We start from the raw sequence: 26,585 nt of genomic DNA on the forward strand, positions 1-26,585 counted from the left end.
CAGGTGGGGAAAAGTCGAGCTGCTTCCCCACCTGTTCTATTTAAAGCAACTAGACAAGCCCTTTTTAATTAGTTGGCTTGAATTTTTTTAACTTCTTCGATCATCATCGGAATGACTTCAAATAAGTCCCCAACAATGCCGTAATCAGCTACTTTGAAAATGTTTGCTTCTGGATCTTTGTTTATCGCGACGATAATTTTCGAGTTAGACATTCCAGCCATATGTTGGATTGCTCCTGAAATACCGACTCCGATATATAAGTCCGGTGTAATAACCTTACCTGTTTGTCCAATTTGCAATGAATAGTCACAGTAATCCGCGTCACAAGCTCCGCGAGAAGCACCAATTGCTCCACCTAAAAGGTTAGCAAGTTCTTGTAACGGCGCAAAACCTTCTGCACTTTTCACTCCGCGTCCGCCTGCAACAACAACTTTCGCTTCGGACATGTCAACACCTTCAGTAGTTTTACGGACAACTTCTGAAATGATTGTGCGTAGATTTGTAATATCAACAGATAACGTTGATACGTCTCCGCTTTTTCCAGCATCCTGTTCAAGTGGCGCGATATTATTTGGACGGATTGTGATAAACAACAAACCATCTTTTACTTTTACTTTTTCAAATGCTTTACCTGAATAAATAGGGCGAATAAATAGCGCATTGTCGCCATCGCCTTCTATGTCAGTCACGTCTGAGATTAATCCAGAAGAAAGTTTACTTGCAATTTTTGGAGATAAATCTTTCCCTAGCGCCGTATGACCAAAAACAATAGCTTCCGGCTTTTCTTGTTCGTATACTGCCATGAAACCTTGGCTATATCCATCAGATGTATATTGTTTCAAGTGTGGATGCTCTACTGCAATTACGCGGTCAGCACCATACTGAATCATTTCTTCTCCAAGTGATTGAACAGCATCGCCTAGTAATACTGCGACAACTTCCCCTCCACCAGAAATCTTTTTAGCTGCAGCAATTGCTTCAAACGAAACATTACGCAGGACACCTTCACGTGCTTCACCAAGTACTAATACTTTTTTCGACATGTATTTGACCCTCCCAGTACGATTTCGAAATCTATTTAGATTACTTTCGCTTCGTTTTTAAGTAAGTTTACAAGTTCCGCTACTTGATCGGATAAGTCGCCTTCTAGTACTCTTCCAGCTTCTTTACCAGCCGGAAGATAGATTTCAACCGTTTCCGTCTTCGCAGCTACATCGTCCTCTTCAAGGTCCAAATCATCCAACTCAAGTTCTTCGAGTGGCTTCCTCTTTGCTTGCATTATACCCGGTAGTGAAGGATAACGAGGTTCGTTAAGTCCTTGTTGAGCAGTTACAAGAAGGGGTAGTGAAGTTTCGATCATTTCAGAATCTCCCTCTACATCCCGAACAATTTTAACTGCCGTTCCATCAATTTCTAGCTTAGTTATTGTAGTTACATAGTTAATGCCTAATAATTCTGCAACACGTGGTCCAACTTGACCCGAACCGCCATCAATTGCAACGTTTCCAGCAAGAATTAAATCAACATCTTTATCTTTCAAGTATTCTGCAAGTATTTTAGCAGATGTGAACTCGTCCATTTCATCCAAATCATCTTCCGTGTTAATAAGTACAGCTTTGTCTGCACCCATCGCTAATGCTGTACGAAGTTGCTTTTCTGCTTCTTCATCACCAATTGTGATGACAGTTACCTCGCCACCGTTTGCATCGCGCACCTGGATTGCTTCTTCGATCGCATACTCATCATATGGGTTAATAATAAACTCTGCACCATCTTCAGCAATTTTACCGCCACTAATCGTGATTCTTTCTTCAGTGTCAAACGTACGCTTGACCAAAACAAAAATATTCATGTTACAAACCCCCTCAGCTTTTTAATAAATTAATTTCCCTTGAAAATAGGTTCTCTTTTTTCCAAAAATGCCTGTATTCCCTCTTTTGCATCTTCAGAAGTGAAAACTTCACCGAATGAATCGGCCTCCGCCTTCACTCCTCTATAATAAGACTCCGGTTTGGAAAATTGCAACATTTTAAGTGTAGCTTTTACTGCGACTGGACCTTTTTTCGCAATTTTCTTTGCAAGCTCCATCGTTTTTGGTAGAAGCTCATCTTCCTTATACGCTTTATTAGCAAGACCGTATCGCACCGCTTCTTCGGCAGTAATAGGTTCGCTCGTTAATAACATTTCAGCAGCTTTAGGCATACCTACATATCGAGGTAGTCGCTGTGATCCTGCAAAACCTGGTATAAGACCCAGTTGTAATTCAGGTAATCCAAGCTTGGCATTCTCAGTAACAAGGCGCATATGACATGCCATAGCAAGTTCTAAGCCGCCTCCTAGCGCCGCGCCGTGAATAGAGGCAATGACTGGCTTTCCAAAAGACTCGAGTCGTTCAAATACTTCCTGGCCACTTGAAGCAAGCTTTGAAAACTCTTCCCCAGAAGTGACCGTTGTAAATTCTTTAATATCTGCACCTGCAGAGAAAAATCTACCTTCACCACGCAACACAATTACTCTGACCGAATCATCATTCTCTACCTGATTTAAAAGTGAATCCACTTCCAAAATCAATGCGCGAGCTAATGCATTTGCCGGAGGTCTATCAATTGTTGCAACAGCTACCCCATCTTCAATCGAAATGCTTATATACTCCAAAATACTACGCCCCTTTTTAATAAACGTTTTAACTATCAAATACGGAGTCAATTTACTCAGCTCGCATCCCATTCATGATTAGCTTATGTACATCCGTTGATAATTTTATCAAATCATACTTTTGGTCATTCATCACCCACGAAGTGAGTGTCTCATCCATTGTTCCAAAAACCATTTGCCTAGCAAGTCGAACATCTAAACCGACAGTTAACTCGCCATTATTAATTCCTTCTTTTAAAATGTTATCTAGAAGACTTAGATATTCTTTTAACACTTCATTTATTTTTAATCTTAGATCTTTGTTCGATTGCCTTAACTCTAATTGAGTTACGATTGCAAGATGCCTATCCTCGTTTAGTACTCGGAAGTGGCTTTCTATCATTTTCAGCAACTTCTCTGAAGTGTCGATATCCTTATCCAAGATAACACGCAAATTATTTGTAAAGATGGCCATTTTCTCTCTGAATACGGAGATGAGAATATCTTCTTTATTTTTAAAATAAAGATAAATCGTTCCATCAGCAACGCCAGCCTCTTTTGCAATTTTTGAAACTTGCGCTTGGTGGTACCCGTTCTCTGCAATAACAATCACTGCAGCATCGATAATTTGCTTATACTTCGGCTTATCACGCTTCATTATTTAATCACCACCAAAAACGAAAATATGAATGAGGTATCATTCATATTTTCATATTAATAGTAATTTACGCTGTAGTCAAGTTTTTCGTTATGAGCTCAGCGCTTCTTTTTCCAACTTCTTTTTTTCTTCATCAATCAAACTTCTTCTGAGAATTTTACCAACCGCTGTTTTAGGAAGCTCAGTTCGGAATTCATATTCTCTAGGTACTTTAAAAGAAGCTAGATGTTCACGACAAAATGCATCCAGTTCTTTCTCCGTCACAGAAGCGCCTTCTTTCAGCACTATATATGCTTTTACAGTTTCTCCTCTGTATGGATCTGGAATTCCTGCAATAACGCATTCTAGAATTGCTTCATGTTCATATAACACTTCTTCAATCTCTCTCGGATAAATATTAAAGCCGCCTGCAATTATCATATCTTTTTGTCGATCAACAATATAAAAATAACCTTTTTCATCCATGTAACCAAGATCACCCGTTAGGAACCATCCATCTCTAAATGTTTCCTTAGTGTCTTCCGGTTTGTTCCAGTATCCTCTCATTACTTGAGGACCCTTGACGACGATTTCTCCGATTTCCCCAGGTTTCAATGGTTCTGTAGAATCAGGACCAAAAACACTTGAATCCGTGTCTGGCCATGGTACCCCAACTGAACCTTTCACCGGATTTTCTTGCCAAACAAAGTTAACATGTGTAACTGGTGATGTTTCAGTCAGTCCGTATCCTTCTACAAGTCGACCACCAGATAGCTTTTCAAATTTTTGTTGTATTTCAACTGGCAACGCTGCAGACCCACTTAGACAAGCCTTTATAGAAGACAAATCATATTTTGAAACATCAGGATGATTTAGCAATCCAATATATATTGTTGGTGCACCTGGGAACAATGTAGGTTTTTGCTTGTCGATTGTTTTCAATGCTGTTAATGCATCAAATTTAGGTAACAACACCATCTTATTCCCCAACATGACTGACAAGATTAAAACTGTTGTCATTCCATACACGTGGAAGAAAGGAAGTATGCCCATGATCGTCTCTTTGCCTTCTTCACACTTATACAACCAAGCATTACACATCGTTGTATTAGCGATTAAGTTTTTATGCGTTAGTATAACACCTTTTGGAGGCCCCGTCGTACCACCTGTGTATTGTAAAAGTGCAATATCATTCTCGTAATCAAACTCATAACTGATTGGAGTGGGTTTAGCTATTTTCATAACTTCTGTAAAAAGGTGATTAATGCCACGATGTTCTACTTTTACTGTAATGCCATATTGTTTTTTCTGGATAAATGGATAAATTAGATTTTTGGGGAAGGGTAAATAATCCTTTATTCCAGTAACAATGACATGTTCAATATCTGTGTTTTTCACGATTTTCGTCACTCTAGGATAAAGTATATCCATCGCAAGAATTACTTTTGCACCAGAATCTTTCATCTGGTATTCTAGTTCTCTTTCGGTATAAAGTGGATTCGTTTGAACAACAATCGCTCCAGTATAAAGAATCCCATAATAGGCTATAACGGCCTGTGGACAATTGGGCAACATAATCGCTACACGGTCGCCTTTTACAATCCCGATTGATTGTAAATAGTTGGCAAACTTTAATGCCGATTCATAAAGTTCTTTATACAAGACGTCTTTACCCATAAAATGAATGGCTCTTTTATCAGGATATTTCGAACTTGCCCTTGTCAAAAACTCTTGCAACGGAATCTTTTCATAGTCAAGTGTCTTCGGAATTTCCTCAGGATACAAGTCTAACCAAACTTTATTCGTCATTTTAAGCACCCACTTTCATTTTTTATACTTCATTGAATATTCCTATTCTTAATTATAGTATTAAATGAGTGCGCTTACAAATACATTTTTAATATAATCATTTTAATGAAGATCCAATCCGATATTTTCATTTGCTCGCTAGCGAGTTGAAAAGTTTGATGAGCAACGTCGAATCGTGTAATTCGAATGCAATTAGGATTAAATCTTTTTAGTGAAAATAAAAAAAGTACCATAAGGTACTTTTAACCCGCCAAGAATGTTAGCCAATAAACGCCGACGAGAACAAATAGTATACAAACAACAATTAAGATTTTAGATAACTTCTCCATTTATCAACGACTCCTATGAGATACTTGCACCAATCACGTATGACAATCCAACTGAAATAGTTAACGATATAAAACCTACAGATCGATTATCTTTTTCAATCTCTTTATCTACATTAAATTTCGGGGTAAGAAATTCAAATAAGATGTAAGCAAAAATTAATAATGAAAAACCAAAAAAGCCCCATGCAATCATCTCTGGCAATGTATTATGTCTTTCAATTGAAAACCGGAATATGTTACAAACCCCAAAAATCTTCCCTCCAGTAGCAAGGGCTACTGAAAGGTTTCCACTTTTGATTTGTTCCCAATTTTTATATTTTGTAACAAGCTCAAATAAAACCATAGACACAATCAAACAAAGCACGACAACACTAAAGTACCCTGCAGCTTCAACAAACGGATTCGTCCAAAAACCAGATTTCGTCATAAAAACGACTCCTTTTTTACTCGGTCATTCCTACTCTTACGGATGCGAAGTGAAAAGGTTTCACTTTATTTTAATTCCACGACAGTTACACCGTAACCGCCTTCACCTGGTTCACCAAATCGGTACGTTTTAACACGAGAATGTTTTTTCAAATACTGCTGAATTCCTTGTCTTAATGCGCCGGTTCCTTTTCCATGAATGATAGATACTTGATGATAGTTAGACAATATCGCATCGTCAAGATATTTTTCTGTTCGATGAATTGCATCTTCGTATCGTTCTCCACGCAAATCCAACTCCATTTTCACATGGGAATCACGGCCTCTAACAGAAGTTGAAATATAGGTCTTTTTTTCTTTTTCAGGCTTCATATATTGGAGACCAGACTCTTCTAACTTCATTTTCAAGATGCCTATTTGGACAATCCATTCCGTATTTGAAACTTTATCAAGTAAGGTTCCTTTTTGACCATAGCTGAGAACTTGAACTTCATCGCCAACAGCTAACGGCCTAGGTCCCACTTTAGCTTGAACTTGTTTCTTCTTCACTTCACCCGGTCCAACGTTCTCAAGGCGTTTTCGCGCTTCAATGAGTTCATGTTCTTTAACAGATGCGCCCGCATGTAATCGTAACTCTCTTAACTCCGAAATAACCTTCTCCGATTCACGCTTTGCATCTTCTACAATCTTTCTTGCCCGTTCTTTTGCTTTTTCTTCAAGTGTTTCTTTCATCGTTTCATAATTCGCTAGCTTTTCTTCAAATTCTTTTTTCAGTTTTTCTGTATCTTCTAAGACAGAATGTGTTTTGTCGGCATCTTTTTCAGATCGCACTCTACTCTCTTCTAAAGAAGCAATCATTGACTCGACTTCACCGCGGTCGGTTCCTGTAAATGTCTTTGCACGGTCGATAATATGATCTGATAAACCGAGGCGCTTTGATATTTCAAACGCATTACTCCGACCCGGAACGCCTATTAATAATCGATACGTGGGACTAAGTGTCTCAACGTTAAATTCAACGCTTGCATTCGCGATGCCAGGTCGATTGAATCCATATGCTTTTAGCTCTGGGTAATGTGTCGTAGCCAGTACCCTCGCTCCGCTGCCATGTATTTCATCTAAAATGGAAATAGCAAGAGCGGCACCTTCTTGCGGATCCGTTCCTGACCCAAGCTCATCTAAAATGATTAACGATTTATCATCGTATTTCTTTAAAATGTCTACGATATTTACCATTCGAGAAGAAAACGTACTTAAACTTTGCTCAATTGACTGTTCATCGCCAATATCTGCGTAAACAGATTCGAATACAGCAATTTCTGATCCATCAAGAACTGGAATAGGTAAGCCAGCTTGTGCCATTAATACGCAAAGACCTACCGTTTTCAGTGTGACTGTTTTCCCACCGGTATTTGGTCCAGTTATTACAATCGTAGTAATTTCATTGCCAAACTCGATATTATTCGCGACCGCTTCCTCAACTGGTAACAATGGATGTCTTGCTTGGGATAGTCGAATATATCCTTTGTTGTTCACTTCTGGTTTTGTGTATTTGTTAAGGGCACCATATTTTGCTTTCGCTAGAATGACATCAATTTCAGATAAAATAGAAACGAGAATAAATAAATCATGTGCAACTTCTTGAACCTTCTCTGATAATCCAAGAAGAATCTTTTCCACTTCTTCTGATTCTTTCATCTTCAAGTTCCTGATTTCGTTGTTTGCTTGCACAACTGCATCTGGTTCAATAAATAATGTTTGACCAGATGATGACATATCGTGAATGACACCGCCGTAATGCGAGCGATATTCTGATTTTACCGGAATTACAAATCGATCATTACGTATTGTAACGATAGAATCCGACAGCATTTTCTCAGCGTTTCGTCCACGTGTATAACTTTCAAGTCTCTCTCTGACACGTGCTTCTTGCGTACGTAGACCTTGACGAATTGAACGAAGGGTACTTGAAGCACTATCCATGACATGTCCATTTTCATCAATCGCTGAATTGATTTCATGTTCTAATCCAGTCAGTACAGGAATCGATTCTTTTTTCGAAACAAAATGAGGGATTTCAATATCCTCATCTGCAACTAGCACTTCTATAAACTGGCGTAAAATACGACTTGCGCGAACGGTATTCGAAATTTCCATAAGTTCAAAAGCGCTTAACATACCGTCCATTTGTACTCGTTTTGCGTGGGGACGAATGTCTTTTATTCCGCCCATTGGAACATTTCCACGAACACGAAGAATAGAAAGGCCTTCGTCGGTCTCTTCAAGAAGTCGTATTACCTCTTCGAAGTTACTAACTGGTTCTAGTGCTTCCATAAATGTTCGTCCAGCTGATGATGTACATTGTTCAGCAACTAGCTCTCGGATTTTATCAAATTCAAGTGTTTTTAAGACACGGGTTTCCATTGTCTTACACTACCTTTCATTTTCCCACGATTTCGCGGATAAATTTATCTAATGGCCATGTATTGACCACATTCTCTTTTTTCAACCAAGCTTTTTGGCTGTAATTTACACCTATACTCATAATATCTAATTGTTCTTTTGCATGGGCATCTGTATTTATAGCAATACGAACCCCAGCCTCTTGAGCCATTTGTAAATGCTCTGTTTTTAAATCTAAACGGTAAGGGCTAGCGTTGAGCTCCAATATTTTTCCGTATTCTTGTGCCCATTTAATTAATTGAGGTATGTCTACTCGATACCCATCCCGTTGCCCGATAATTCGACCTGTTGGATGCGCAATCATATTCACATGCGGATTCTTCATAGCTGTATGGAGTCGTTCCATAATTTCTTCTTCCGGCTGATTAAAACTGGAATGAATGGATGCAATGACAAAATCTAATTCTGAAAGTAGTTCATCGTCAAAATCTAATGAAGCATCTGGCAAAATATCCATTTCGGTGCCACAGAAAACCTCGATGTCCTCATATTCTTTATTTAACAAACGAATTTCGGCTATTTGCTCTCTCAATCGTTCTGGGCTTAAGCCATTTGCAACTTTCAAATAATCTGAGTGATCCGTTATGACGATATGTGAATACCCTTTTAAGCGTGCAGCTTCGACCATCTCTCGAATTGAATGTGCACCGTCTGACCAAGTAGAGTGCATATGGAGATCCGATTTAATGTCGCTTAGTTCAAGAAGTCCAGCTATTTCATGCGATCGATCCAATTCCGTTCCATTCTTTCGAATTGCAGGCGGGATAAATGGCAAGTCAAAATAGTTGAAGAACTCCTCTTCTGATTCAAATGTCGTCACAGATCCATCTTCCTGTTCAACACCATATTCACTAATCTTAAGTCCCTTAGATTTTGCAAGTTGACGCATCCGTACATTATGATCTTTCGAACCGGTGAAATGGTGGATTGCAGACGCAAATTGCTCTTCTTTCACAAAACGAAAATCTGCATCAATTGCCTCTTCGAGATCCAGTGTAACGGATAGTTTTGCATCTCCCCCTGCAATTGTTGCTGAAATTGGTAAGGATGCAAGTAGTTTTTCACGCACCACGCCTGGCTCATCCGTGACGACAATAAAATCAACATCGCTGCTTTCTTCTTCAGTTCTACGGTAACTTCCTGCAACAGAGAATCGTTTAATTTCAGATACTTTCTGTAACTCTTCTTCTACTAGAGAAACAACTTTCTCCACTTGCCAAATTGGATGTTTGCCACTTCTCGTTCCTAAAATTTTAATTTCCTCTAAATAATTTTCTTCTGTTTTCTTTCCAAACCCCGGTACCTTACTAACTCTTCCTTCTTCACAGGCTTCTCTAAGGGAATCGACTGAGTCAATGCCAATTGCTTCATGCAACTTGGCAATCCTTTTTCCACCTAAACCCGGTATTTTCAATAAAGGAACAAGCCCTTTAGGAACTGTTTCCTCTAATTCAGTTAGGAGGTCAGATTCTCCTTTTTCAATCAAATCGGAAATGACTGCTCCTGTACCTTTCCCGATCCCTTTCAACTTTAAAATGTCATCCATTTCAGCGAGACTCCTTGGTTCAAGTTCGAGAACATTTGCAGCTTTTCTGAATGCTGAAACTTTAAAATGATTCTCTCCAAGTAACTCCATATACAATGCAATTTTTTCAAATGTGCGTATGATTGTTTTTTTATTCAACAGGAACCCTCCATTTTTATAAGCATGTGCGCTATCGCGATGGAACGTCAATAGTGTGAAAAAACTCCCCTCTATGTAAGAGGGAAGCTGTCATGTAGTATAAATATACCACCAGTTTTTTACTTTTTCAGACAGAATTGGTGTATGCTCAAACATCGCATCTTTTAATATTGAATTCTCCATAAAGTTTTGAATCATGTCTATTGGTAACATCGCCGTTAAATATAGGACGAAGAAAATTAGTAGATAAAATTCTATGAATCCTAATGCTGCACCCACAAACCTTGACACAAAACCAAGAACCGGTAAGTATTTCAAGAAGTCAAACATAGATGCGATTAATTGCAAAGCAAATTTAACAATAATAAATATAAGTACAAATGCTAGTAACCTATAAAAAGTCTCATCTAAATCTAGCTCTTCAACTGCAAACGACAACTTCGATCCAGCAGTTACACCTGGATAAGGTATCCACAACACAAACTTCTCGGCAAGCATTTCATAGTATTTATAAGATACGAGTAGAGCAATAATAAAACCTGTCATATGTATTATTTGTACGATAAGACCGCGCCTAAAACCAGTAATCAAACCAGCCAGGAGCAAAAATACGATTAGTAAATCTAACATGTAGTCCGTCAACCCTTCAAATTATTCAATTCTTCTTCCAAAAGCAAAACTTTTTCCTGTAATTTCACATAATCATGTACACTGTTTATAGCGGTTAGTACTGCGATTTTCGTCATATCGAGATTTTGATTTTTCGAACTGATTTCTTTCATCTTGTCGTCGACCATCGAGGCGACCAAGCGCATATGAGTGCTCGACTCTGAACCAACCATTTTATAAGTTTGACCATATATCTCAACAGCTATGCGTGTTTTTTGTATTCCCACCAACGACTTGACCTCCCTCATCAAACTCTTGTTATAATCATACCACGAAACTCTTTTACTTGGAATAAAGTCGACGAAAGGAAGTTATAAATTGAGTAATCAAGTATTGCTATTAACGAAGCAAATGCTAGAAAAGGTAAAGCACCATTATGCTTCGTCAAAAGTTATTCGAAACGCACCTGGAGTAATTTTTGCTGCCAAACTATCTGACGCTTCAATTACAGCTTACAAATCAGGCAAAGTACTCTTTCAAGGTGGAGGGGCTGAACGTGAAGCTTCTCTATGGGGTAAAGTAGAAACTAAAAACAATCAAGTTCAAACAAAAGGCGATGTTTTGCCGGAACGATTTGCTGAACGTTCTGTCGTAGGGTCCGATGAAACAGGGACAGGCGATTTTTTTGGCCCAGTAACCGTCGCCGCATGTTACGTCCGCTCAGACCAACTTGAACTCGTACGCGAACTTGGAGTTAAGGATTCCAAGCAACTAACGGATGATCTGATGCGAACGATTGCACCTGACCTGAAGGCTACACTCATCCACAGTGTCCTTACATTGAAAAACGAGAAATACAATGAGATTCAAAGTCGCGGCTGGTCCCAAGGAAAAATTAAGGCGCTTCTTCATAATCAAGCTTTAAAGCACGTCCTAAGAAAAATGGGTGAAGAGAAACCCGAGTATATTTTAATCGACCAGTTTGCGGAACGTGGTGTCTATTATAATCATATAAAATCTGCACCTGAAATCATTCGTGAAAATGTGTTGTTTTCAACGAAAGCAGAAGGTCTGCATCTTTCGGTAGCTGCCGCTTCAATTATTGCTCGAGTAGCATTTTTAAAAGAAATGGACCAGTTAAGTAAACACGCCGGAGTAACACTACCCAAAGGAGCGGGTGCAAAAGTCGATGAGGTCGCCGCAAAGTTATTGTTAACAAAAGGCGAAGATCAGTTGAAATCGATGACCAAATGGCATTTCGCAAATGCTATGAAAGCCAAAAAAATTGCGGAACGGAAAAGAATGTAACTATTCGTTGCTAGAAACGAACTAATCTAATGAGGTGATTATCTATGAGAATATTCCCATTACTTTTTATCGTTTTATTCTTGTTAAGTGCATGCGGAACCGGAAAACCTACTTCCACAGATAATTTAAACAAGCCTGGCAGTCCGTTACCTCCAGCAGAGGCTTCAGTTAAAGATGGTGACTTTATATACCGCTTAGTTACTGAAAAAGAGTTGTTTTACTTAGGGGAAGACATTTCTATTTATGCAGAATTAACGTACGTTGGAGAGCAAGAGTCTATTGATATTTTTCATGCAGCCTCGCCTTTTTACTTCCCTATAACGGAAAGAACACGTGGCTTGGATATCGATTATGCAATGAATGAACCCCTTATCATTACTACGTTACTTCAAAATGAACCACTTAGAGAAGATTATGCATTTGCGGGAGGATATAGTGATGAAAACGACAAAAGCTATATCGACTTCGTCAAATCTCTGATGGACGATAAGTTTCCTGAAGGAGAGTACATCGTTCATGGTTATGCAGATTTTTGGACGGAAGACCCTGGAAGTGCGACTGAAAATACAACATTCAAACTCCAAGAAGAAATTGGATTTACCGTAATTGATTAATGTACCTATTATCCGAATTAAAGAAAGCGCATTTAGGAAACGAATCCTAAATGCGCTTTCAAACTTTTTATCCGCGAAGCAAAGCTCCTGCTTCGTTCGTTAAAGCATTCAATACTTTTTCATGTGCATGAACGACTTCTTCGTCAGTCAATGTACGTTCAGGATCTGAATAGGTTAACGAGAATGCAACGGACTTCTTGCCATCTTCTACATTCGCACCTTCATACAAATCGAATAACTTAACGTCGTTCAGCAATTTTCCGCCTGCAAGTCGAATGATGCTTTCGAGAGTTCCTGCAGAAGTTTCGCTTGATACAACGAGTGCAATATCTCTAGAACTTGAAGGGAAACGTGGCACTGGCACATACAACAATTCTTCCGTTTCAATTTCAAGGATCTTTTCGAGATTTATTTCCATAACATACGTATTTTTTAAATCACGTTTTTTCTGCTCAGTTGGATGTACCTGACCAATCAAACCAATACGCTCTTTATTTAGTAAGATATTGGCTGTGCGTCCGGGATGCATTCCTTCTATAACTGCCTGTTCAAATGATACTCCTTCAACGAGACCAAGAACATCCATCATGCCTTCAACTATCCCTTTGAGAACAAAGAAATCTACTTCTTTAGTTTCTGCCTGCCAAGCATGATCTACCCATTTGCCTGTAATTACTGCAGCGACATGCTCAACTTCTTTCGGTAGACCCTCTTCTGTCTCACCTAGGAAAACAGCACCCGTCTCATAAAAAGCGACAGAATCATTACGGCGTGCAACATTATACGTTGCCGCCTCAAGAAGATGAGGAATTAAACTCTGGCGAAGTACACTTCGATCCTCACTCATTGGCATAAGTAATTCCGTAAGTGGAGCAGTCTCAAGCGCATACTTTTGTGATTGCTCTTTTGATGTTAAAGAATATGTCAGTGCTTGGTACAATCCAGCGCCTTCTAAGAAAGCTCTAACAGTTCGTCTTTTCGCCTGGTAAGGTGTTAAACCACCTGGATTCGTTTCTGAAATCGGTAATGTCATCGGAATGTGATCATACCCATAAAGTCTTGCGATTTCTTCAATAATATCCTCTTCAATGCGCAAATCCTGTCTGCGAGTTGGTGCGACTATGAAGAGCTTGCCATTTACTGCGTTTGTTTCGATTTTCAAGCGCGACAAGATGGACATCATTTCTTCAAGAGAAATTTTCATCCCTAATCGGTTATTTATATCATCCGGAGAAATCGTAATACGTACAGGGGATTTATCCAATTCATCAATCATGACTATTCCGGATAATACTTCACCGTCAGCAAGCTCAGAAATAAGCTGTGCTGCACGTTCCACTGCTTCAATAACACGATCTGGATCGACGCCTTTTTCAAATCTTGTACTTGCATCGCTACGCAATCCGTGCTCTTTTGATGTCTGACGTACAGAACCTGGTGCAAAATAAGCTGATTCTAAAACAATCGTAGTTGTCCCGGAATGAACTTCTGAATTCAGTCCACCCATTACACCTGCAATTGCGACCGGTTCTTTGCCGTTCGTAATTACTAATTGATGTGGCTCCAAATTGCGCTCTGTATCATCGAGTGTTCTGATTTTCTCGCCTTTTTCTGCAAGACGAACGACGATTTCACCAGTTCCAAGGCGGTCGTAGTCAAATGCATGAAGTGGTTGTCCATACTCCATCAATACATAGTTCGTCACATCAACGACGTTATTATGTGGTCGAACCCCAACTGACATTAAGCGATTTTGCAACCACAATGGCGATTCGGCTACTTTCACATTTTTAATAACTTTTGCTGCGTATAATGGATTGTTTTCAAGTGAATTAATGCGAAGTTTAAGAACTTCTTCAGCTTTTTGCTTCGATTCTGTATACAAAATTTCTGGAAGCTTGATACCTTTAGATAAGATTGCGCCAACTTCATACGCTACACCTAACATGCTTAATGCGTCTGAACGGTTCGGCGTTAAATCAAATTCAAGTACTTTATCATCTAAGCCTAAAAGCGCTAACGCATCTTCTCCAGGTACTGCATCTTCAGGGAGTACATAAATACCTTCAGCATACGCTTTTGGAACAAGTTTCCCTTCGATTGCAAGTTCTTGAAGTGAACAGATCATTCCGTTCGATTCTTCTCCGCGCAGTTTTGCTTTTTTAATTTTAAAATCACCTGGTAGAACTGCTCCTGGACGTGCCACAATTACTTTTTGGCCTTCCGCAATGTTCGGTGCTCCACAAATAATTTGTGTTACTTCTTCCCCAACATCTACCTGACAAACGCTCAGCTTATCTGCATCTGGGTGCTGAACACATTCCATCACATAACCAACAACAACATTCGTCATTCCTTGGGATCTATCAATAATTGAGTCAACCTCAATTCCTGATCGCGTAATTCTCTCCGCAAGATCTTCCGTTGAGATTCCATCTATATTCACATATTCTTTTAGCCAATTTGTAGAAACTAACATCGTATACTCCTCCTTAAACTTCCGTCCGGTGGAATTGTGATACAAAACGCACATCATTCGTATAGAAATGACGAATATCTTCCACTCCATATTTCAACATTGCAACACGTTCTGGTCCCATTCCAAATGCAAAACCTGTCACGACTGTAGGGTCATAACCCGCCATTCTTAACACGTTCGGATGCACCATTCCTGCGCCTAATATTTCAATCCAACCTGTTTTCTTACAAACATTGCATCCGTCCCCGCCACATTTAAAACAAGAAATATCCATTTCAACGGATGGCTCTGTGAATGGGAAAAAACTTGGACGAAGTCGAATCTCTCGTTCATCACCAAACATTTTCTTTGCGAATAAAGATAGTGTCCCTTTTAAGTCACTCATCCGAATATCCGGACCGACGACGAGACCTTCAATTTGAGTAAACTGATGAGAGTGCGTTGCATCGTCACTGTCACGTCGATACACTTTTCCTGGACAGATGATCTTAATCGGAGCTCCGCCTTTTGTTTCCATCGTACGTGCTTGTACAGGAGATGTATGTGTGCGCAGAAGAATGTCTTCCGATATATAAAATGAATCTTGCATATCACGAGCTGGGTGCCCTTTTGGTAAGTTAAGTGCTTCAAAGTTGTAGTAATCTTTCTCAACTTCGGGACCTTCTGCAATTTCATAACCCATGCTAATGAAGAAATCTTCAATTTCTTCAACGACACGTGTAAGCGGATGATGGTTACCCGTACGTGCAGGTCTGCCAGGAAGTGTTACGTCAATCGATTCCTTTGCAAGCTGTTCATTAATCGCTTCTTCTTCGAGCTTAGTCATACGCTCTTCTAGTACTTCCGTAACGGCTTGACGGATTACGTTCACAAGTGCCCCTATTTTAGGTCGCTCTTCGGCGGGTAGTTTCCCCATCCCTTTAAGCAAGTCTGTAATCGGCCCTTTTTTTCCTAAATAAGCAACGCGGACATCATTTAAATCTTTCAAATTTGTTGCTTCTTTAATTTTTGCAAGTGCACGTTCTTTCAATTCTTTTAATTGTTGATCCATTGCGATTCTCCTTTTCTAAACTAAAAATAAAAAAACTCGCCCCTATAAAAGGGACGAGGACGATTTCGCGGTACCACCCAGATTATCACACCCGAAGGCGGATCTCTCAAATTGGAATAACGGTCCAGCACCGGCTCACCTTTACAGAATTCTCTGGTCCTGGTGGCAGCTCACGGGGTGAACTTCAACAAACAATAGCCGATTCGCACTTCCAGTCAAGGTGCGAACTCCCTTTCGGTTCATGGTTTGCTTACTTTTCCCATTCATTGCTTTTGAATTAATTACACTGTCTATTAGTATAACCGATTGTCTCAGATTCATCAACTAGGTCATTATTTTGAATATGCATAGAGTAGAATACCTGTTGCGACTGCCACATTTAACGATTCGGCTTTCCCACGCAGTGGAATCATAACCGTATGATCAGCAAGCGATAGAAGTTCAGGATTGACGCCGCTCCCCTCATTTCCAACTATGAGTGCAAATCCCTTATCAATTTCAGCGTCAGTATATGCGATGGCATTATCTAATCCTGTGCCTAACACTTGGACTCCCTCCACCTTTAGCTTTTGAACCCATTCCACTAAGTCTCCCCTAATTACAGGAATATTAAAATGAGACCCTTGTCCTGAACGTACAGTTTTCGGATTATATGCATCTGCCGTTCCTTTGCCAAGAATAACAGCATCTATTCCAGCCGCATCGGCAGTTCGAATCATCGTTCCTACATTTCCAGGATCTTGAACAGAGTCGATTAATAAAAGGGTGTTCCACTCAGTGTAATTGTCTTCACTATGTACCGGCTGTCTACAATGTGCAAAGATTCCTTGGGAGTGTTCGGTTTCCGAAAACTCTTTTGCAACGGCGCTTGTCACTTCTACGAGATGGACGCCCTCTATATTCCAACTTGTAGGCATTTTCACATCCTCACGAACAATCAATGCTAGAATTGCACCATTGTTTTTTAGTGCTTCTTCAACGAGATGAAATCCTTCAACGAGGAATTCTCCAGACTTATCCCGTTCTTTTCGGGTAAGAACTAGTTTTTTCCAATGCTTCACAAGTGAGTTTTGAATCGATTCAATGCGTTTCATTTATCGGTAACCGCCTTTTTCTTTTTAGTGTAACAAATAGTAGTATAGTTGGCGATAATTGTGTCCAAAATGAAGGTGAAGGAGGCTGATTAAATGGATTTTCAAATTAGGGATGCAATATCGGCAAACATGACGAACAATTCAGCGGAGGACATTCGCGGGGTCGTTGAGGATGCCATACAAAGAGGTGAAGAGCACTTGTTACCTGGATTGGGTGTTTTTTTCGAAAAACTGTGGAACAGTTCAGGCGAACAAGAAAAATCCAAAATAGCAGGAGAACTGGCACAAGTTTTTGCAGCGAGCTAAGAAAAGCGCAAGCGCCTGTTTAGCCCCGACAAGCGCTGGAAGGCTTGAAGGTAAAGGCGCTCTTTGCCTTTATCAGCAAGACTGAAGCGACTCGAGGGGCTAGGCGCTGGAGACTAGCCCATAGAAAAGCGCAAGCGCCTGATCAGCCCCGACAGGCACAAGACAGTTTGCGAGAAGGCGTACTTCAGCCTTCACAGCAAAATGAAATGTGACCCCGAGGGGCTAGGCGCTGGAGTCTAGCCCATAGAAAAGCGCAAGCGCCTGAACAGCCCCGACAGGCACAAGACATTTTGCGAGAAGGCGTACTTCAGCCATCACAGCAAAATGGCTTGTGACCCCGCGGGGCTAGGCGCTGGAGTCTAGCCCATAGAAAAGTGCAAGCGACTGTTTAGCCCCGACAGGCACAAGACTCTTTGCGAGGAGGCGTACTTCAGCCACCACAGCAAAATGGCTTGTGACCCGAGGGGCTAGGCGCTGAAGACTAGACATAGAAAAGCGCAAGCGCCTGTTTAGTCTATAAAACAATATTCATACCTTTAAAAAACAAATAGGTCATGTGCAAGTTTACATACTTGCACATGACCTATTCGTTTAACAAACTCAACGTTCTGAGAACCTATTTATGCAACCTTCACAAAAAAATCAAAGCCCATCGCTGTTGCTACTCCAAATACAATCGACCAAATTAGTATACTTATCGTTAGCCAGAACGTGGTATTTTTCTTACTAGCTCCTAGAGCAAGTGCTATAAAAGCTGCGATATGAGTCCCGATTAAAATTGGACCTAAGAGAGCTAGCCCAGGCATTCCATATTTATTCCAAATCCGTTTCCCGCGTTCAGTCCGTTTTGATTCACTTTGATCTTTTGCCTTTTTCCTTTTCTCGCGCCATTCTTTCACTCTTTGAAATCCAAGAATTACTAGAAGTACCGTAAATAAATTACCTGTAAACGCGGCAATGATTACCCAAAAAGGAGACAATCCACTCACTATGCCTAGTGGAATAACAAGCGCAATTTCCAACCACGGAATTGCCCCTCCTAGAAATACTAACAGATATTCAAACATACACATTTCCCTTTCAAATACGAATAAAACGCAACATCCAAACTAACATATACAGCTACATCAAATTCACTTTATCAGGACATACTTTCTAAGAACTAAATAATAAATTAAGTATTGCATAACCCCCAAAAGTAACAGTCCTATTACCATCCACATCTTACCAATTGGCGTTAAAATATACAAGACGGAAAGTACAGGAATTGCTGTCACAAAAAAGGAATACACTTTTCTAGTAGCTAGCCCCGTCGCATGTTGAAATAATTCGTCGTCATCTATATACTCTGGAGGCTTCATATAAAAAAAACTAAACTTTCTTAGTGGATTCAAACGGTTATGCTTTAGAACTTTTATAGTGAATGTAGTTAGACTTCCGACGAGAAGTACAAGTAAAGTAAGAAACAAAATCATTTTAGAACTTATGTCCAACAGAAATGAAATCTCATTCTCAGCCTCGCTTTCAATAACGATCGTGCTCCCGACAAGATAGACAGACGCGGCAATTAACAAAAGAAAACAAATCATCCACAAAGGATAGGTAATGCGCATATCATTTTTCATTTTCTTCGTCCCCTTCCAACCAGAATAGTTCGTTAATGTCACAGTCAAGTGCCCGGGCAAGTTTCAAAGATAGTGTCACAGATGGTGAAAATTCACCTTTTTCAATAAAACCGATTGATTGTCGCGTTACGCCTACACGTTTGGCTAGTTCAATTTGGGTAAAACTATGACGAGCACGTAACTCTTTCAACCTGTTGTTCAGCATCACGACACCTCCTACTCGTAATGTACAGTAAACTTAACATTATGTAAAGTATTATATGCATTTAGTTAAGTTTAATGAACAAAAAAAGTTCGAATCCAAGGATCCGAACTGTAAAACTTTTATGAGCTTGAATCAATCTATTTTTTTCTTCATTTTTACAAGAGTAATGCCAGTAAAGCTTTTTGTGCGTGCAGTCGATTACCTGCTTGTTGAAATACATACGAATTTGGACCATCAATGACAGATGTTGCAACTTCTTCCTCGCGATGTGCAGGTAGGCAGTGCAAAAACATATAATCGTCTTTGGCATGCGCAATAAGTTCATCGTTAATTTGAAAGTCTTTAAAAGCTTCAAGACGGGCAGCTGATTCCTCTTCCTGCCCCATACTCGTCCAGACATCCGTATAGACAGCATCTGCATCTTTTACAGCAGCTACAGGATCAGTTGTTTCAACAATGCTTCCCCCAGTAGTCTCTGCGATTGCTTTTGCTTTTACCAACAGATTCGGATTGCATTCAAAACCTTTTGGCGTTGCAACCGAAATATGCATTCCCATATGTGCAGCCGCAATAATTAGAGAATGAGCAACGTTATTGCCATCACCGATATAAGCGATTTTTTGACCTGCTAAGCTTCCTTTCACTTCTAAAATCGTCAATAAATCCGCCAGCGCTTGACATGGATGAAAAATATCCGTTAGACCATTAATAACTGGTATCGTTGAATTCTTAGCCAACTCTTTCACCATCTCATGAGAGTTTGCACGAATCATAACCCCATCTAGATATTCCGACAAAACATGTCCAGTGTCATAGATCGATTCTCCGCGTCCTATTTGCATGTCACGAGCGTTCATGAACATTGCATACCCGCCTAGTTGATTCATCCCTACTTCAAATGAAATACGCGTACGTGTAGAATGTTTTTCAAAAATCATCCCCAACGTTTTTCCAGCGAGTATTTTCGGCATTTTTCCTTGAAGCATATCTTTTTTCATCTGATTAGCATAATTTAATAAGTACGTTATCTCTTCGCTTGTATAATCCAAAAGCGATAGCAAGTCTCTTCCCTTAAGGCCCTCAACAATATCTGTTTGCTCACTCTCTAATTTCACCATTCATACATCTCCCAACATTCAATTTCAATTGTATATATGATTATATGTATGCATATTTATAATGTCAAGTGTATTTTTATTAAAAAAACAAAAAATAAAACTCAAGCGAATGGATTCGCTTGAGTTGGTATATTAGTCAAATGTAATTTTATTTACCGTGTCACGGTCTAACTTTTTGATTACCTCAACAATCAGTTTTACTGTGTTGTCAAAATCATCACGGTGCAACATAGCCGCATGGCTGTGAATGTATCGTGTTGGAATACAGATCGCAAGTGATGGCACACCATTTCCTGACAAGTGGATAGAACCTGCATCGGTTCCTCCCCCAGGAATTGTTTCGAACTGATATGGGATTCCATTTTCCTCGGCTGTGTCGACAACAAGTTCACGTAATCCCTTGTGTGAAACCATAGAAGCATCGAATAATAGAATTTGTGGCCCATCGCCCATTTTACCTGTCGCTTCCTTTGAAGTAACTCCAGGCGTATCACCAGCAATTCCTACGTCCACTGCGAATCCGATGTCTGGTTGGATTTTCGTCGCTGCTGTTCGTGCACCACGTAAACCAACTTCTTCTTGAGCAGCACCTACACCAAATACGATGTTCGGATGCTTGTCATTTTTTAACGCTTTCATTACATCGATTGCAATTGCACAACCAATTCGGTTATCCCATGCTTTTGCAAGAAGGTATTTTTCGTTATTCATGACAGTGAATTCGAAATATGGAACGACCATGTCACCAGGTAAGATGCCCCATTCCATCGCTTCTTCTTTTGAAGTTGCACCAATGTCGATAAACATGTCTTTAATATCTACCGGCTTTTTACGTGCCTCTGGTGAAAGGATATGCGGCGGTTTTGAACCGATTACACCCGTCACTGTGTCACCTTTACGTGTAACGATTGTTACTCGTTGGGCGAGCATAACCTGTGACCACCAGCCACCCACTGTTTGAAATGATAGAAAGCCTTTATCGTCAATTTTAGAAATCATAAATCCAACTTCATCTAAATGACCCGCAACCATGATTTTTGGTCCGCTTGCTTCACCAGTTTTCTTTGCGATCAATGATCCTAAACCATCTTGCTCGATTTCATCAGCGAAAGGCTCCATATACTTTCTCATAACCTCACGTGGCTCCCGCTCGTTTCCGGGAATCCCTTTTGCATCTGTTAATTCTTTAAGCATCGTTAGTGTTTCGTCCAATTTCGTCAAGTCCTTCGCCCTCCTAAATAAATTGCCATAAGGATAGTATATGTGAAAAGGAATACATTATCAAAACATTCTACTGATAGTGAGGTAGTGTAGATATATCGGCGGTTCCATTGCGTATATCGACGAAACTTTAACGGTTATCGGCGCAATACGACAAGATATCGCCGCCCCACTAACGGATATCGGCGCATCCTCGTCTTTTATCGGCGAAAAGGGTCTTTACACCCACACTCAGAGCATCTCTTTACGTAATTCTGCCGCGCTTTTCGGTGATAACAAACCAGGAGCTATGTCAAATACAGTTTTCGCACCATAATCCCCGTTTTGATGCAACCGATAGGCTGCCCGTGCATACGCGACCAATACACTTGAAGTGAATTCTGGATTGCTGTCCAATTTCAATGAATACTCGATAACTTGTGAAGTATTTTCCCCAGTTTTACCGCTGCGGATGACAAACCCACCATGAGGCATTGCGGAGTGATTCTGATTCAGTTCTTCCTCACTAATAAAAGTTACTGTTGTGTCGTAATCAATAAAGTAATCGGGCATTGTTACAATTGTTTGCTTCACCAGCTCTGCGTCCGCACCTTCTTCAAGCACAATGTAGCATTCACGTGTATGTTTTTCACGTGTTGTTAACTCAGGAAATGACCCACTGCGGACTCGGTCTACTGCATCTGGATTTGGAATCGTATATTGCACTCCACCTTTTACTCCTTCAACTCGCCTTACAGCGTCTGAATGGCCTTGACTCAAGCCTTTCCCCCAAAATGTATACGTTTCTCCTTCTGATAATACAACTTCGCCAAATAAACGATTGATTGAGAATAAACCCGGATCCCAGCCAACCGAGATAATTGATGTCTTCTTATTAGGAGTAGCAGATGCATCTACAGCTTCAAAATAAGCTGGAATTTTTGCATGTGTGTCAAAACTATCAATTGTGTTGAATAATTTAGCAAACTCAGGACCTTGCTCAGGTAGATCATTTTTTGATCCACCACAAAGAATGAGTACATCTATCTTCTCTTGAAAATCTTTCAAATCGTCTACCATATAAACTGGTACTTTAGCATTTAACAAGTGTACATCAGATGGATTTCGTCTTGTAAAAACGCCTACAAGCTCCATATCCTTATTTTGTGCAATTGCAGATTCTACCCCTCTACCCAGATTGCCATAGCCTGCAATGCCTATTCTAATTTTTTTACTCAATGTAATTTCCCCTTTCCAGATCTTAAAAACCATTCTAACTTTTCTGCTAGATGAATGCCAACTTTGGAATCAGGCATAATAGATGAGAATTGTTCACAATCTATCCTTATCCATTTGAGCACAAATCATGGTAAGGTAGTAGTAGGTTTGTTTACTCTAATGAAATGAGGCTTTATTTAATGCGGAACTTTGTCTATTTAATAGTCTTTTTCTCCTTTTTTGATTTATTTTCTCAATTACCTGTAATGAGTCCTTACGCTCAATCATTACCTGGGGCAACCCCCTTCATCATAGGTATTGCTGTTGGTCTCTACTCATTTTCAAATACGATAGGGAACGTCATTTCTGGTTTCATGACAGACCGACAAGGACCCTTTGTTATTCTAGTATTAGGACTTTTTGGTGCATCTCTTTCTTTGTTTCTGTATTCATTCGTAGATCATTCATATAGTCTTCTCGGGGTACGTTTTATTCACGGCTTTATGGAAGGATTAATCGTTCCAGCAGCTTTCACATATTTAGCTAATCGAACAGAAGATTCAAAACGTGGTCGGAATGTTGCTATTTCAGGAGCATTTGTTGGGTTAGCCGCAATATTAGGTCCGGCATATGGTGGTATCGTCGCTGCTAAAACAAGCACACCTTTCATCATGGCTGTAAATGGCGGAATTATGATGATAATTGCAATCTCTGCATTCTTTATTCTTAGGTCTTTTACATATGTTCGTAAACTACCCTCAACAAAAAAAGCATCCAATTTCCGTGTACGCATGTTATTTCAATCGTCGGGAATGGTTCGTGCTTTTGCAGGTGCATTCTTTTTAATGTTTTCACAAGGTGTACTTGCACTTGTATTGCCTTTGAAAGTTGCTTTTCTCGGTTTCGATACAAAAACTACAGGACTTTTATTGAGCACATTTGGAATTACTGCAATATTAATCTTTTTATTGCCCGTCAACCGTATTTTTGACCGAGTCCGACCTATGATTACCCTGACATTTGGAATGGGAATGATGGGACTAAGTATGTTGTTTTTAAGCCAAGTAGAAGAGCTGAGTTTACTGTATGTAGCCATGATTGTTTATGGTCTAGGATTTGCATTCCTATTCCCTTCAATTAATTCATTGCTAATTGATTCTTCATCAGCGGAATTCCGTGGTAAAGCTTATGGCTATTTCTATGCATTCTTTTCTATTGGAGTTGTTGCAGGTTCGGGAGTTATCGGCTTTTTAGACTTGGAATACAAGAGTGCTTTTATGCTTACTGGAGTTATCCTTCTAGCCGTCGCAACCTATGCAATCTTTGGACTAAAAAAATCCGTAAAGCTGAAATAATTCAGCTTTACGGATTTTTTATTTAAGCATTCTGCATTTTGTAATTCTTGATTTCATCCATAAAGGCCTGTCCATAGCGTTCTAACTTTACTTGACCCACTCCATGGATATCCAGGAACTCTTCATCCGTAAGTGGGATTCTTGCTGCCATGTCACGTAATGTTGTGTCTGAGAAAACAACAAACGGTGGGACCCCAGCTTCGGTTGCTAAACTTCTTCGTAAGACACGAAGTTGTTCAAATAACGGATCGTCTTTTGTTATTTGTTTTGTAACGACAGATACTTTTCGAAGAACCTTGCCTTGCCCCATTAATATTTCTTTTCCTTGCTCCGTCACATAAATCACAGGGAATTGGCCATTTTCTACACCGAGAAAACCCTCAGAAATAATAAATTCAACAAAATCAGTTACTTCCTTTGCACTTCTACCCTTCATTAAGCCATACGTCGATAATTTCTCGAAGTTAAAATCAGCCATTTTCTTATTTCGAGATCCTGTGAGAACTTGTGCAATCATTGTCTTTCCGAAACGTTGCCCCATGCGAATAACACATGACAATACTTTCTGAACATCCTCAGTCACATCGGAACTTTCCCGTGTATCTGTACAATTTGCGCATCGACCACAGGTTTTGACATCTTTTTCACCGAAATAAGAAATAATGAATTTTTGTAAACAAACTTCTGTATGGCAATAGTCAATCATCGACTGGAGTTTCTCTAACTCCCCTGGAATTCGAGTTTGATCTTGTGATTGATCGATCAGAAATCGTTGCGTTTGCACGTCCTGAGATGAAAACAACAGCGAGCATTCACTATCCAAGCCATCCCGTCCCGCACGACCTGCCTCTTGGTAATAGCTTTCCATATTTCTCGGCATTTGATAATGAATAACATAACGTATATTCGATTTATCAATTCCCATACCAAAGGCATTTGTCGCAACCATTACCGAAGCTTCATCGTTCAAAAAACGGTCTTGCCCTGACTGCCTGTCTTCATCCGGTAGGCCTGCGTGATATTTCTCCGCCGATATCCCCATCTTTAAAAGTGTATCGTGTACTTGATCGACAGCTTTTCGGGTCGCGGCGTAAATAATACCAGCTTCCCCTTCGTTTTTCTTCACGTATTCCTTTACATACTTTTCACGGTCCTGTCCCTTGATTACTGAAAAGGAAAGATTTGCACGTTCAAATCCTGTCATGACCGTATTGCCATCTGAGATTCCAAGTTGAGAACAAATATCTTCACGAACAGTCGGTGTCGCAGTTGCTGTCAACGCAAGCACGACTGGTTTTTGTTCAAAATAAGAAATGACGTTTTTGATATTCCGATAACTTGGACGGAAGTCATGTCCCCATTGCGAAATACAATGCGCTTCGTCAATGGCAACCATAGGAACGTCCATAAGACGAAGTTGGTTCGTAAACGATGGAGAATCCAATCTTTCAGGGGCAATATAGAGCAAGCGGTATTCTCCGTAGAGCGCCGCTTCCATCGTTCGCTGATATTCTTCTCCTGACATCGAACTATTAATATATGCAGCTGGAATACCTGCTTCATGCAAAGCATCTACCTGATCTTTCATGAGCGAAATAAGAGGAGAAACAACGAGGATTGTGCCTTTCATAACAAGTGCAGGGACTTGATAACAGACAGATTTCCCTCCACCTGTCGGCATTACGCAAAGTGTATCTTGTCCGCCTAGGACCTTATCGATTACATCCTTCTGACCTTTACGGAATGAGTCATATCCAAAATAAGTCTGTAGTACTTCCGTAGCTTTATGATTCAATGACAACTTTCCTCCCTTAAGAATGAAAACGCCTACGAAAAGGCGCTTTCAAAACACTCCTATTTATTATCTGTAAATAAAAGACGTTCTTCATCTCTACTATGTATCTCATTAATAACCATTAATGAATGAAATCGATGAAGTACCTCTGGACTTAAGCCTTCTGTTTCTCGAATTTCTTCGATATCTTTTACAATAATTCGAAGTAAATCATGATCACGCGTTAGCATTGTAATCGATTCTTTTAATTCGGGATTTTCATTAGCAATTTCCAAATAAAAGCCTGATTCCTCAGCATCAGCATGACTAATAACTCGTGTTTTCCAGTAATCAATTAAGTCGTTCGCCGCCTTCTCAGCAGTTTCTAAGTCACCTTGCTTTAAATAATCCATCATATTCGATGTTTTACTAATTGCTCCAGAAAGTCCGCCCTCATGAATCGCACGATGCGCGTGAAGTTGACGTAATGCAGGTCCTGACATAGCACTCATCCTTCCCTCTTAATTCTTACTCTAACAATACCAGATTCCTAACCTTATTGAAATGAAATACCTAATCACAAAAGTGTAAGCAGATGGATACCATAACTGGAGACAATCGATCTAAAGCAATAAAAAAACGCTTGA

General features: G+C 39.9%; 25 protein-coding genes and 1 other annotated feature. Of the genes, 4 read left to right on the forward strand and 21 right to left on the reverse strand.

Annotation, left to right across the window (positions count from 1 at the left end; genetic code table 11):
* Window positions 1–68: 68 nt before the first annotated feature.
* The 10 genes from ACXYMX_RS05725 to zapA form a co-directional block, all read right to left on the reverse strand.
* A complete protein-coding gene (locus ACXYMX_RS05725; RefSeq protein WP_459043280.1) occupies window positions 69–1,043 on the reverse strand; it encodes an electron transfer flavoprotein subunit alpha/FixB family protein in 975 nt (324 codons plus the stop codon).
* Window positions 1,044–1,078: 35 nt separating this feature from the next.
* Complete coding sequence (locus ACXYMX_RS05730) at window positions 1,079–1,852, reverse strand: electron transfer flavoprotein subunit beta/FixA family protein (protein ID WP_459043281.1); 774 nt, start codon at window positions 1,850–1,852, stop codon at window positions 1,079–1,081.
* Between the two features lie 29 nt (window positions 1,853–1,881).
* Window positions 1,882–2,655, reverse strand: coding sequence for an enoyl-CoA hydratase (locus tag ACXYMX_RS05735; protein WP_459043282.1), 774 nt, complete (start codon window positions 2,653–2,655; stop codon window positions 1,882–1,884).
* A gap of 52 nt (window positions 2,656–2,707) precedes the next feature.
* The gene (locus ACXYMX_RS05740) at window positions 2,708–3,292 is read right to left on the reverse strand and encodes a TetR/AcrR family transcriptional regulator (protein WP_459043283.1); all 585 of its coding nucleotides are present in this window, start codon (window positions 3,290–3,292) and stop codon (window positions 2,708–2,710) included.
* A gap of 90 nt (window positions 3,293–3,382) precedes the next feature.
* Window positions 3,383–5,080, reverse strand: a complete 1,698-nt coding sequence (locus ACXYMX_RS05745) for a long-chain-fatty-acid--CoA ligase (protein ID WP_459043284.1) — start codon at window positions 5,078–5,080, stop codon at window positions 3,383–3,385.
* A gap of 342 nt (window positions 5,081–5,422) precedes the next feature.
* A complete protein-coding gene (locus ACXYMX_RS05750; RefSeq protein WP_459043285.1) occupies window positions 5,423–5,836 on the reverse strand; it encodes a DUF350 domain-containing protein in 414 nt (137 codons plus the stop codon).
* Window positions 5,837–5,901: 65 nt separating this feature from the next.
* On the reverse strand, window positions 5,902–8,259 hold the full coding sequence (locus ACXYMX_RS05755) for an endonuclease MutS2 (RefSeq protein ID WP_459043286.1): 2,358 nt from the start codon (window positions 8,257–8,259) through the stop codon (window positions 5,902–5,904).
* Between the two features lie 16 nt (window positions 8,260–8,275).
* Window positions 8,276–9,982, reverse strand: a complete 1,707-nt coding sequence (gene polX / locus ACXYMX_RS05760) for a DNA polymerase/3'-5' exonuclease PolX (protein WP_459043287.1) — start codon at window positions 9,980–9,982, stop codon at window positions 8,276–8,278.
* Window positions 9,983–10,072: 90 nt separating this feature from the next.
* Entirely contained in the window at window positions 10,073–10,612 is a 540-nt protein-coding gene (locus tag ACXYMX_RS05765) for a CvpA family protein (RefSeq protein WP_459043288.1), read from the reverse strand.
* 8 nt (window positions 10,613–10,620) lie between these two features.
* On the reverse strand, window positions 10,621–10,881 hold the full coding sequence (zapA, locus tag ACXYMX_RS05770) for a cell division protein ZapA (RefSeq protein WP_459043289.1): 261 nt from the start codon (window positions 10,879–10,881) through the stop codon (window positions 10,621–10,623).
* A gap of 88 nt (window positions 10,882–10,969) precedes the next feature.
* Between zapA and rnhC the strand changes: the two genes are divergently transcribed.
* Window positions 10,970–11,899, forward strand: a complete 930-nt coding sequence (gene rnhC, locus ACXYMX_RS05775) for a ribonuclease HIII (RefSeq protein ID WP_459043290.1) — start codon at window positions 10,970–10,972, stop codon at window positions 11,897–11,899.
* Window positions 11,900–11,943: 44 nt separating this feature from the next.
* Window positions 11,944–12,513 carry a hypothetical protein gene (locus tag ACXYMX_RS05780; protein ID WP_459043291.1) on the forward strand — a complete coding sequence of 190 codons (570 nt, stop codon included), beginning with the start codon at window positions 11,944–11,946 and terminating at the stop codon, window positions 12,511–12,513.
* 67 nt (window positions 12,514–12,580) lie between these two features.
* On the opposite strand, the gene pheT is transcribed toward ACXYMX_RS05780, so the two are convergent.
* From pheT to ACXYMX_RS05795, 3 genes are all read right to left on the reverse strand, one after another.
* The gene (gene pheT / locus ACXYMX_RS05785) at window positions 12,581–14,992 is read right to left on the reverse strand and encodes a phenylalanine--tRNA ligase subunit beta (protein WP_459043292.1); all 2,412 of its coding nucleotides are present in this window, start codon (window positions 14,990–14,992) and stop codon (window positions 12,581–12,583) included.
* A 13-nt stretch (window positions 14,993–15,005) separates the two neighbouring features.
* Window positions 15,006–16,043, reverse strand: a complete 1,038-nt coding sequence (gene pheS, locus ACXYMX_RS05790) for a phenylalanine--tRNA ligase subunit alpha (protein WP_459043293.1) — start codon at window positions 16,041–16,043, stop codon at window positions 15,006–15,008.
* 46 nt (window positions 16,044–16,089) lie between these two features.
* Window positions 16,090–16,319 (reverse strand) — a binding site (T-box leader).
* A gap of 56 nt (window positions 16,320–16,375) precedes the next feature.
* Window positions 16,376–17,137 (reverse strand): TrmH family RNA methyltransferase, encoded by a 762-nt coding sequence (locus ACXYMX_RS05795; protein ID WP_459043294.1) that lies wholly within the window; start codon window positions 17,135–17,137, stop codon window positions 16,376–16,378.
* Window positions 17,138–17,230: 93 nt separating this feature from the next.
* Here ACXYMX_RS05795 and sspI point away from each other — a divergent pair, with 93 nt between their 5' ends.
* Window positions 17,231–17,443 carry a small acid-soluble spore protein SspI gene (sspI, locus tag ACXYMX_RS05800; RefSeq protein WP_459043295.1) on the forward strand — a complete coding sequence of 71 codons (213 nt, stop codon included), beginning with the start codon at window positions 17,231–17,233 and terminating at the stop codon, window positions 17,441–17,443.
* A 620-nt stretch (window positions 17,444–18,063) separates the two neighbouring features.
* Here the strand turns inward: sspI and ACXYMX_RS05805 are convergent.
* From ACXYMX_RS05805 to ACXYMX_RS05830, 6 genes are all read right to left on the reverse strand, one after another.
* Window positions 18,064–18,510 carry a small multi-drug export protein gene (locus ACXYMX_RS05805; protein ID WP_459043296.1) on the reverse strand — a complete coding sequence of 149 codons (447 nt, stop codon included), beginning with the start codon at window positions 18,508–18,510 and terminating at the stop codon, window positions 18,064–18,066.
* 66 nt (window positions 18,511–18,576) lie between these two features.
* Entirely contained in the window at window positions 18,577–19,068 is a 492-nt protein-coding gene (locus tag ACXYMX_RS05810; RefSeq protein ID WP_459043297.1) for a hypothetical protein, read from the reverse strand.
* Window positions 19,058–19,273, reverse strand: a complete 216-nt coding sequence (locus ACXYMX_RS05815) for a helix-turn-helix transcriptional regulator (RefSeq protein WP_459043298.1) — start codon at window positions 19,271–19,273, stop codon at window positions 19,058–19,060. The genes ACXYMX_RS05810 and ACXYMX_RS05815 overlap by 11 nt, the downstream gene beginning before the upstream one ends.
* A gap of 155 nt (window positions 19,274–19,428) precedes the next feature.
* Window positions 19,429–20,391 (reverse strand): ornithine carbamoyltransferase, encoded by a 963-nt coding sequence (gene argF, locus ACXYMX_RS05820; protein WP_459043299.1) that lies wholly within the window; start codon window positions 20,389–20,391, stop codon window positions 19,429–19,431.
* 132 nt (window positions 20,392–20,523) lie between these two features.
* Window positions 20,524–21,612, reverse strand: a complete 1,089-nt coding sequence (locus ACXYMX_RS05825) for a M42 family metallopeptidase (RefSeq protein ID WP_459043300.1) — start codon at window positions 21,610–21,612, stop codon at window positions 20,524–20,526.
* A 231-nt stretch (window positions 21,613–21,843) separates the two neighbouring features.
* The gene (locus ACXYMX_RS05830; protein ID WP_459043301.1) at window positions 21,844–22,830 is read right to left on the reverse strand and encodes a diaminopimelate dehydrogenase; all 987 of its coding nucleotides are present in this window, start codon (window positions 22,828–22,830) and stop codon (window positions 21,844–21,846) included.
* 179 nt (window positions 22,831–23,009) lie between these two features.
* On the opposite strand from ACXYMX_RS05830, the gene ACXYMX_RS05835 reads away from it, so the two are divergent.
* Complete coding sequence (locus ACXYMX_RS05835) at window positions 23,010–24,164, forward strand: MFS transporter (RefSeq protein WP_459043302.1); 1,155 nt, start codon at window positions 23,010–23,012, stop codon at window positions 24,162–24,164.
* A gap of 22 nt (window positions 24,165–24,186) precedes the next feature.
* Here ACXYMX_RS05835 and recQ read toward each other — a convergent pair whose 3' ends face one another.
* Window positions 24,187–25,959, reverse strand: a complete 1,773-nt coding sequence (gene recQ / locus ACXYMX_RS05840; RefSeq protein WP_459043303.1) for a DNA helicase RecQ — start codon at window positions 25,957–25,959, stop codon at window positions 24,187–24,189.
* A 59-nt stretch (window positions 25,960–26,018) separates the two neighbouring features.
* The gene (locus ACXYMX_RS05845; protein WP_459043304.1) at window positions 26,019–26,450 is read right to left on the reverse strand and encodes a hypothetical protein; all 432 of its coding nucleotides are present in this window, start codon (window positions 26,448–26,450) and stop codon (window positions 26,019–26,021) included.
* Window positions 26,451–26,585 lie beyond the last annotated feature (135 nt).

The sequence above is a fragment of the Sporosarcina sp. CAU 1771 genome (assembly GCF_054482775.1).

Coding starts and splice junctions, on each gene's coding strand:
- pheT (WP_459043292.1), bottom strand. CDS start 14,992: ATGTTAGTTTCTACAAATTGGCTAAAAGAATATGTGAATATAGATGGA.
- ACXYMX_RS05795 (WP_459043294.1), bottom strand. CDS start 17,137: ATGAAACGCATTGAATCGATTCAAAACTCACTTGTGAAGCATTGGAAA.
- ACXYMX_RS05835 (WP_459043302.1), top strand. CDS start 23,010: ATGCGGAACTTTGTCTATTTAATAGTCTTTTTCTCCTTTTTTGATTTA.
- ACXYMX_RS05730 (WP_459043281.1), bottom strand. CDS start 1,852: ATGAATATTTTTGTTTTGGTCAAGCGTACGTTTGACACTGAAGAAAGA.
- ACXYMX_RS05745 (WP_459043284.1), bottom strand. CDS start 5,080: ATGACGAATAAAGTTTGGTTAGACTTGTATCCTGAGGAAATTCCGAAG.
- ACXYMX_RS05740 (WP_459043283.1), bottom strand. CDS start 3,292: ATGAAGCGTGATAAGCCGAAGTATAAGCAAATTATCGATGCTGCAGTG.
- ACXYMX_RS05755 (WP_459043286.1), bottom strand. CDS start 8,259: ATGGAAACCCGTGTCTTAAAAACACTTGAATTTGATAAAATCCGAGAG.
- sspI (WP_459043295.1), top strand. CDS start 17,231: ATGGATTTTCAAATTAGGGATGCAATATCGGCAAACATGACGAACAAT.
- ACXYMX_RS05815 (WP_459043298.1), bottom strand. CDS start 19,273: ATGCTGAACAACAGGTTGAAAGAGTTACGTGCTCGTCATAGTTTTACC.
- ACXYMX_RS05805 (WP_459043296.1), bottom strand. CDS start 18,510: ATGTTTGAATATCTGTTAGTATTTCTAGGAGGGGCAATTCCGTGGTTG.
- ACXYMX_RS05765 (WP_459043288.1), bottom strand. CDS start 10,612: ATGTTAGATTTACTAATCGTATTTTTGCTCCTGGCTGGTTTGATTACT.
- pheS (WP_459043293.1), bottom strand. CDS start 16,043: ATGGATCAACAATTAAAAGAATTGAAAGAACGTGCACTTGCAAAAATT.
- ACXYMX_RS05725 (WP_459043280.1), bottom strand. CDS start 1,043: ATGTCGAAAAAAGTATTAGTACTTGGTGAAGCACGTGAAGGTGTCCTG.
- ACXYMX_RS05845 (WP_459043304.1), bottom strand. CDS start 26,450: ATGAGTGCTATGTCAGGACCTGCATTACGTCAACTTCACGCGCATCGT.
- ACXYMX_RS05810 (WP_459043297.1), bottom strand. CDS start 19,068: ATGAAAAATGATATGCGCATTACCTATCCTTTGTGGATGATTTGTTTT.
- argF (WP_459043299.1), bottom strand. CDS start 20,391: ATGGTGAAATTAGAGAGTGAGCAAACAGATATTGTTGAGGGCCTTAAG.
- ACXYMX_RS05780 (WP_459043291.1), top strand. CDS start 11,944: ATGAGAATATTCCCATTACTTTTTATCGTTTTATTCTTGTTAAGTGCA.
- ACXYMX_RS05750 (WP_459043285.1), bottom strand. CDS start 5,836: ATGACGAAATCTGGTTTTTGGACGAATCCGTTTGTTGAAGCTGCAGGG.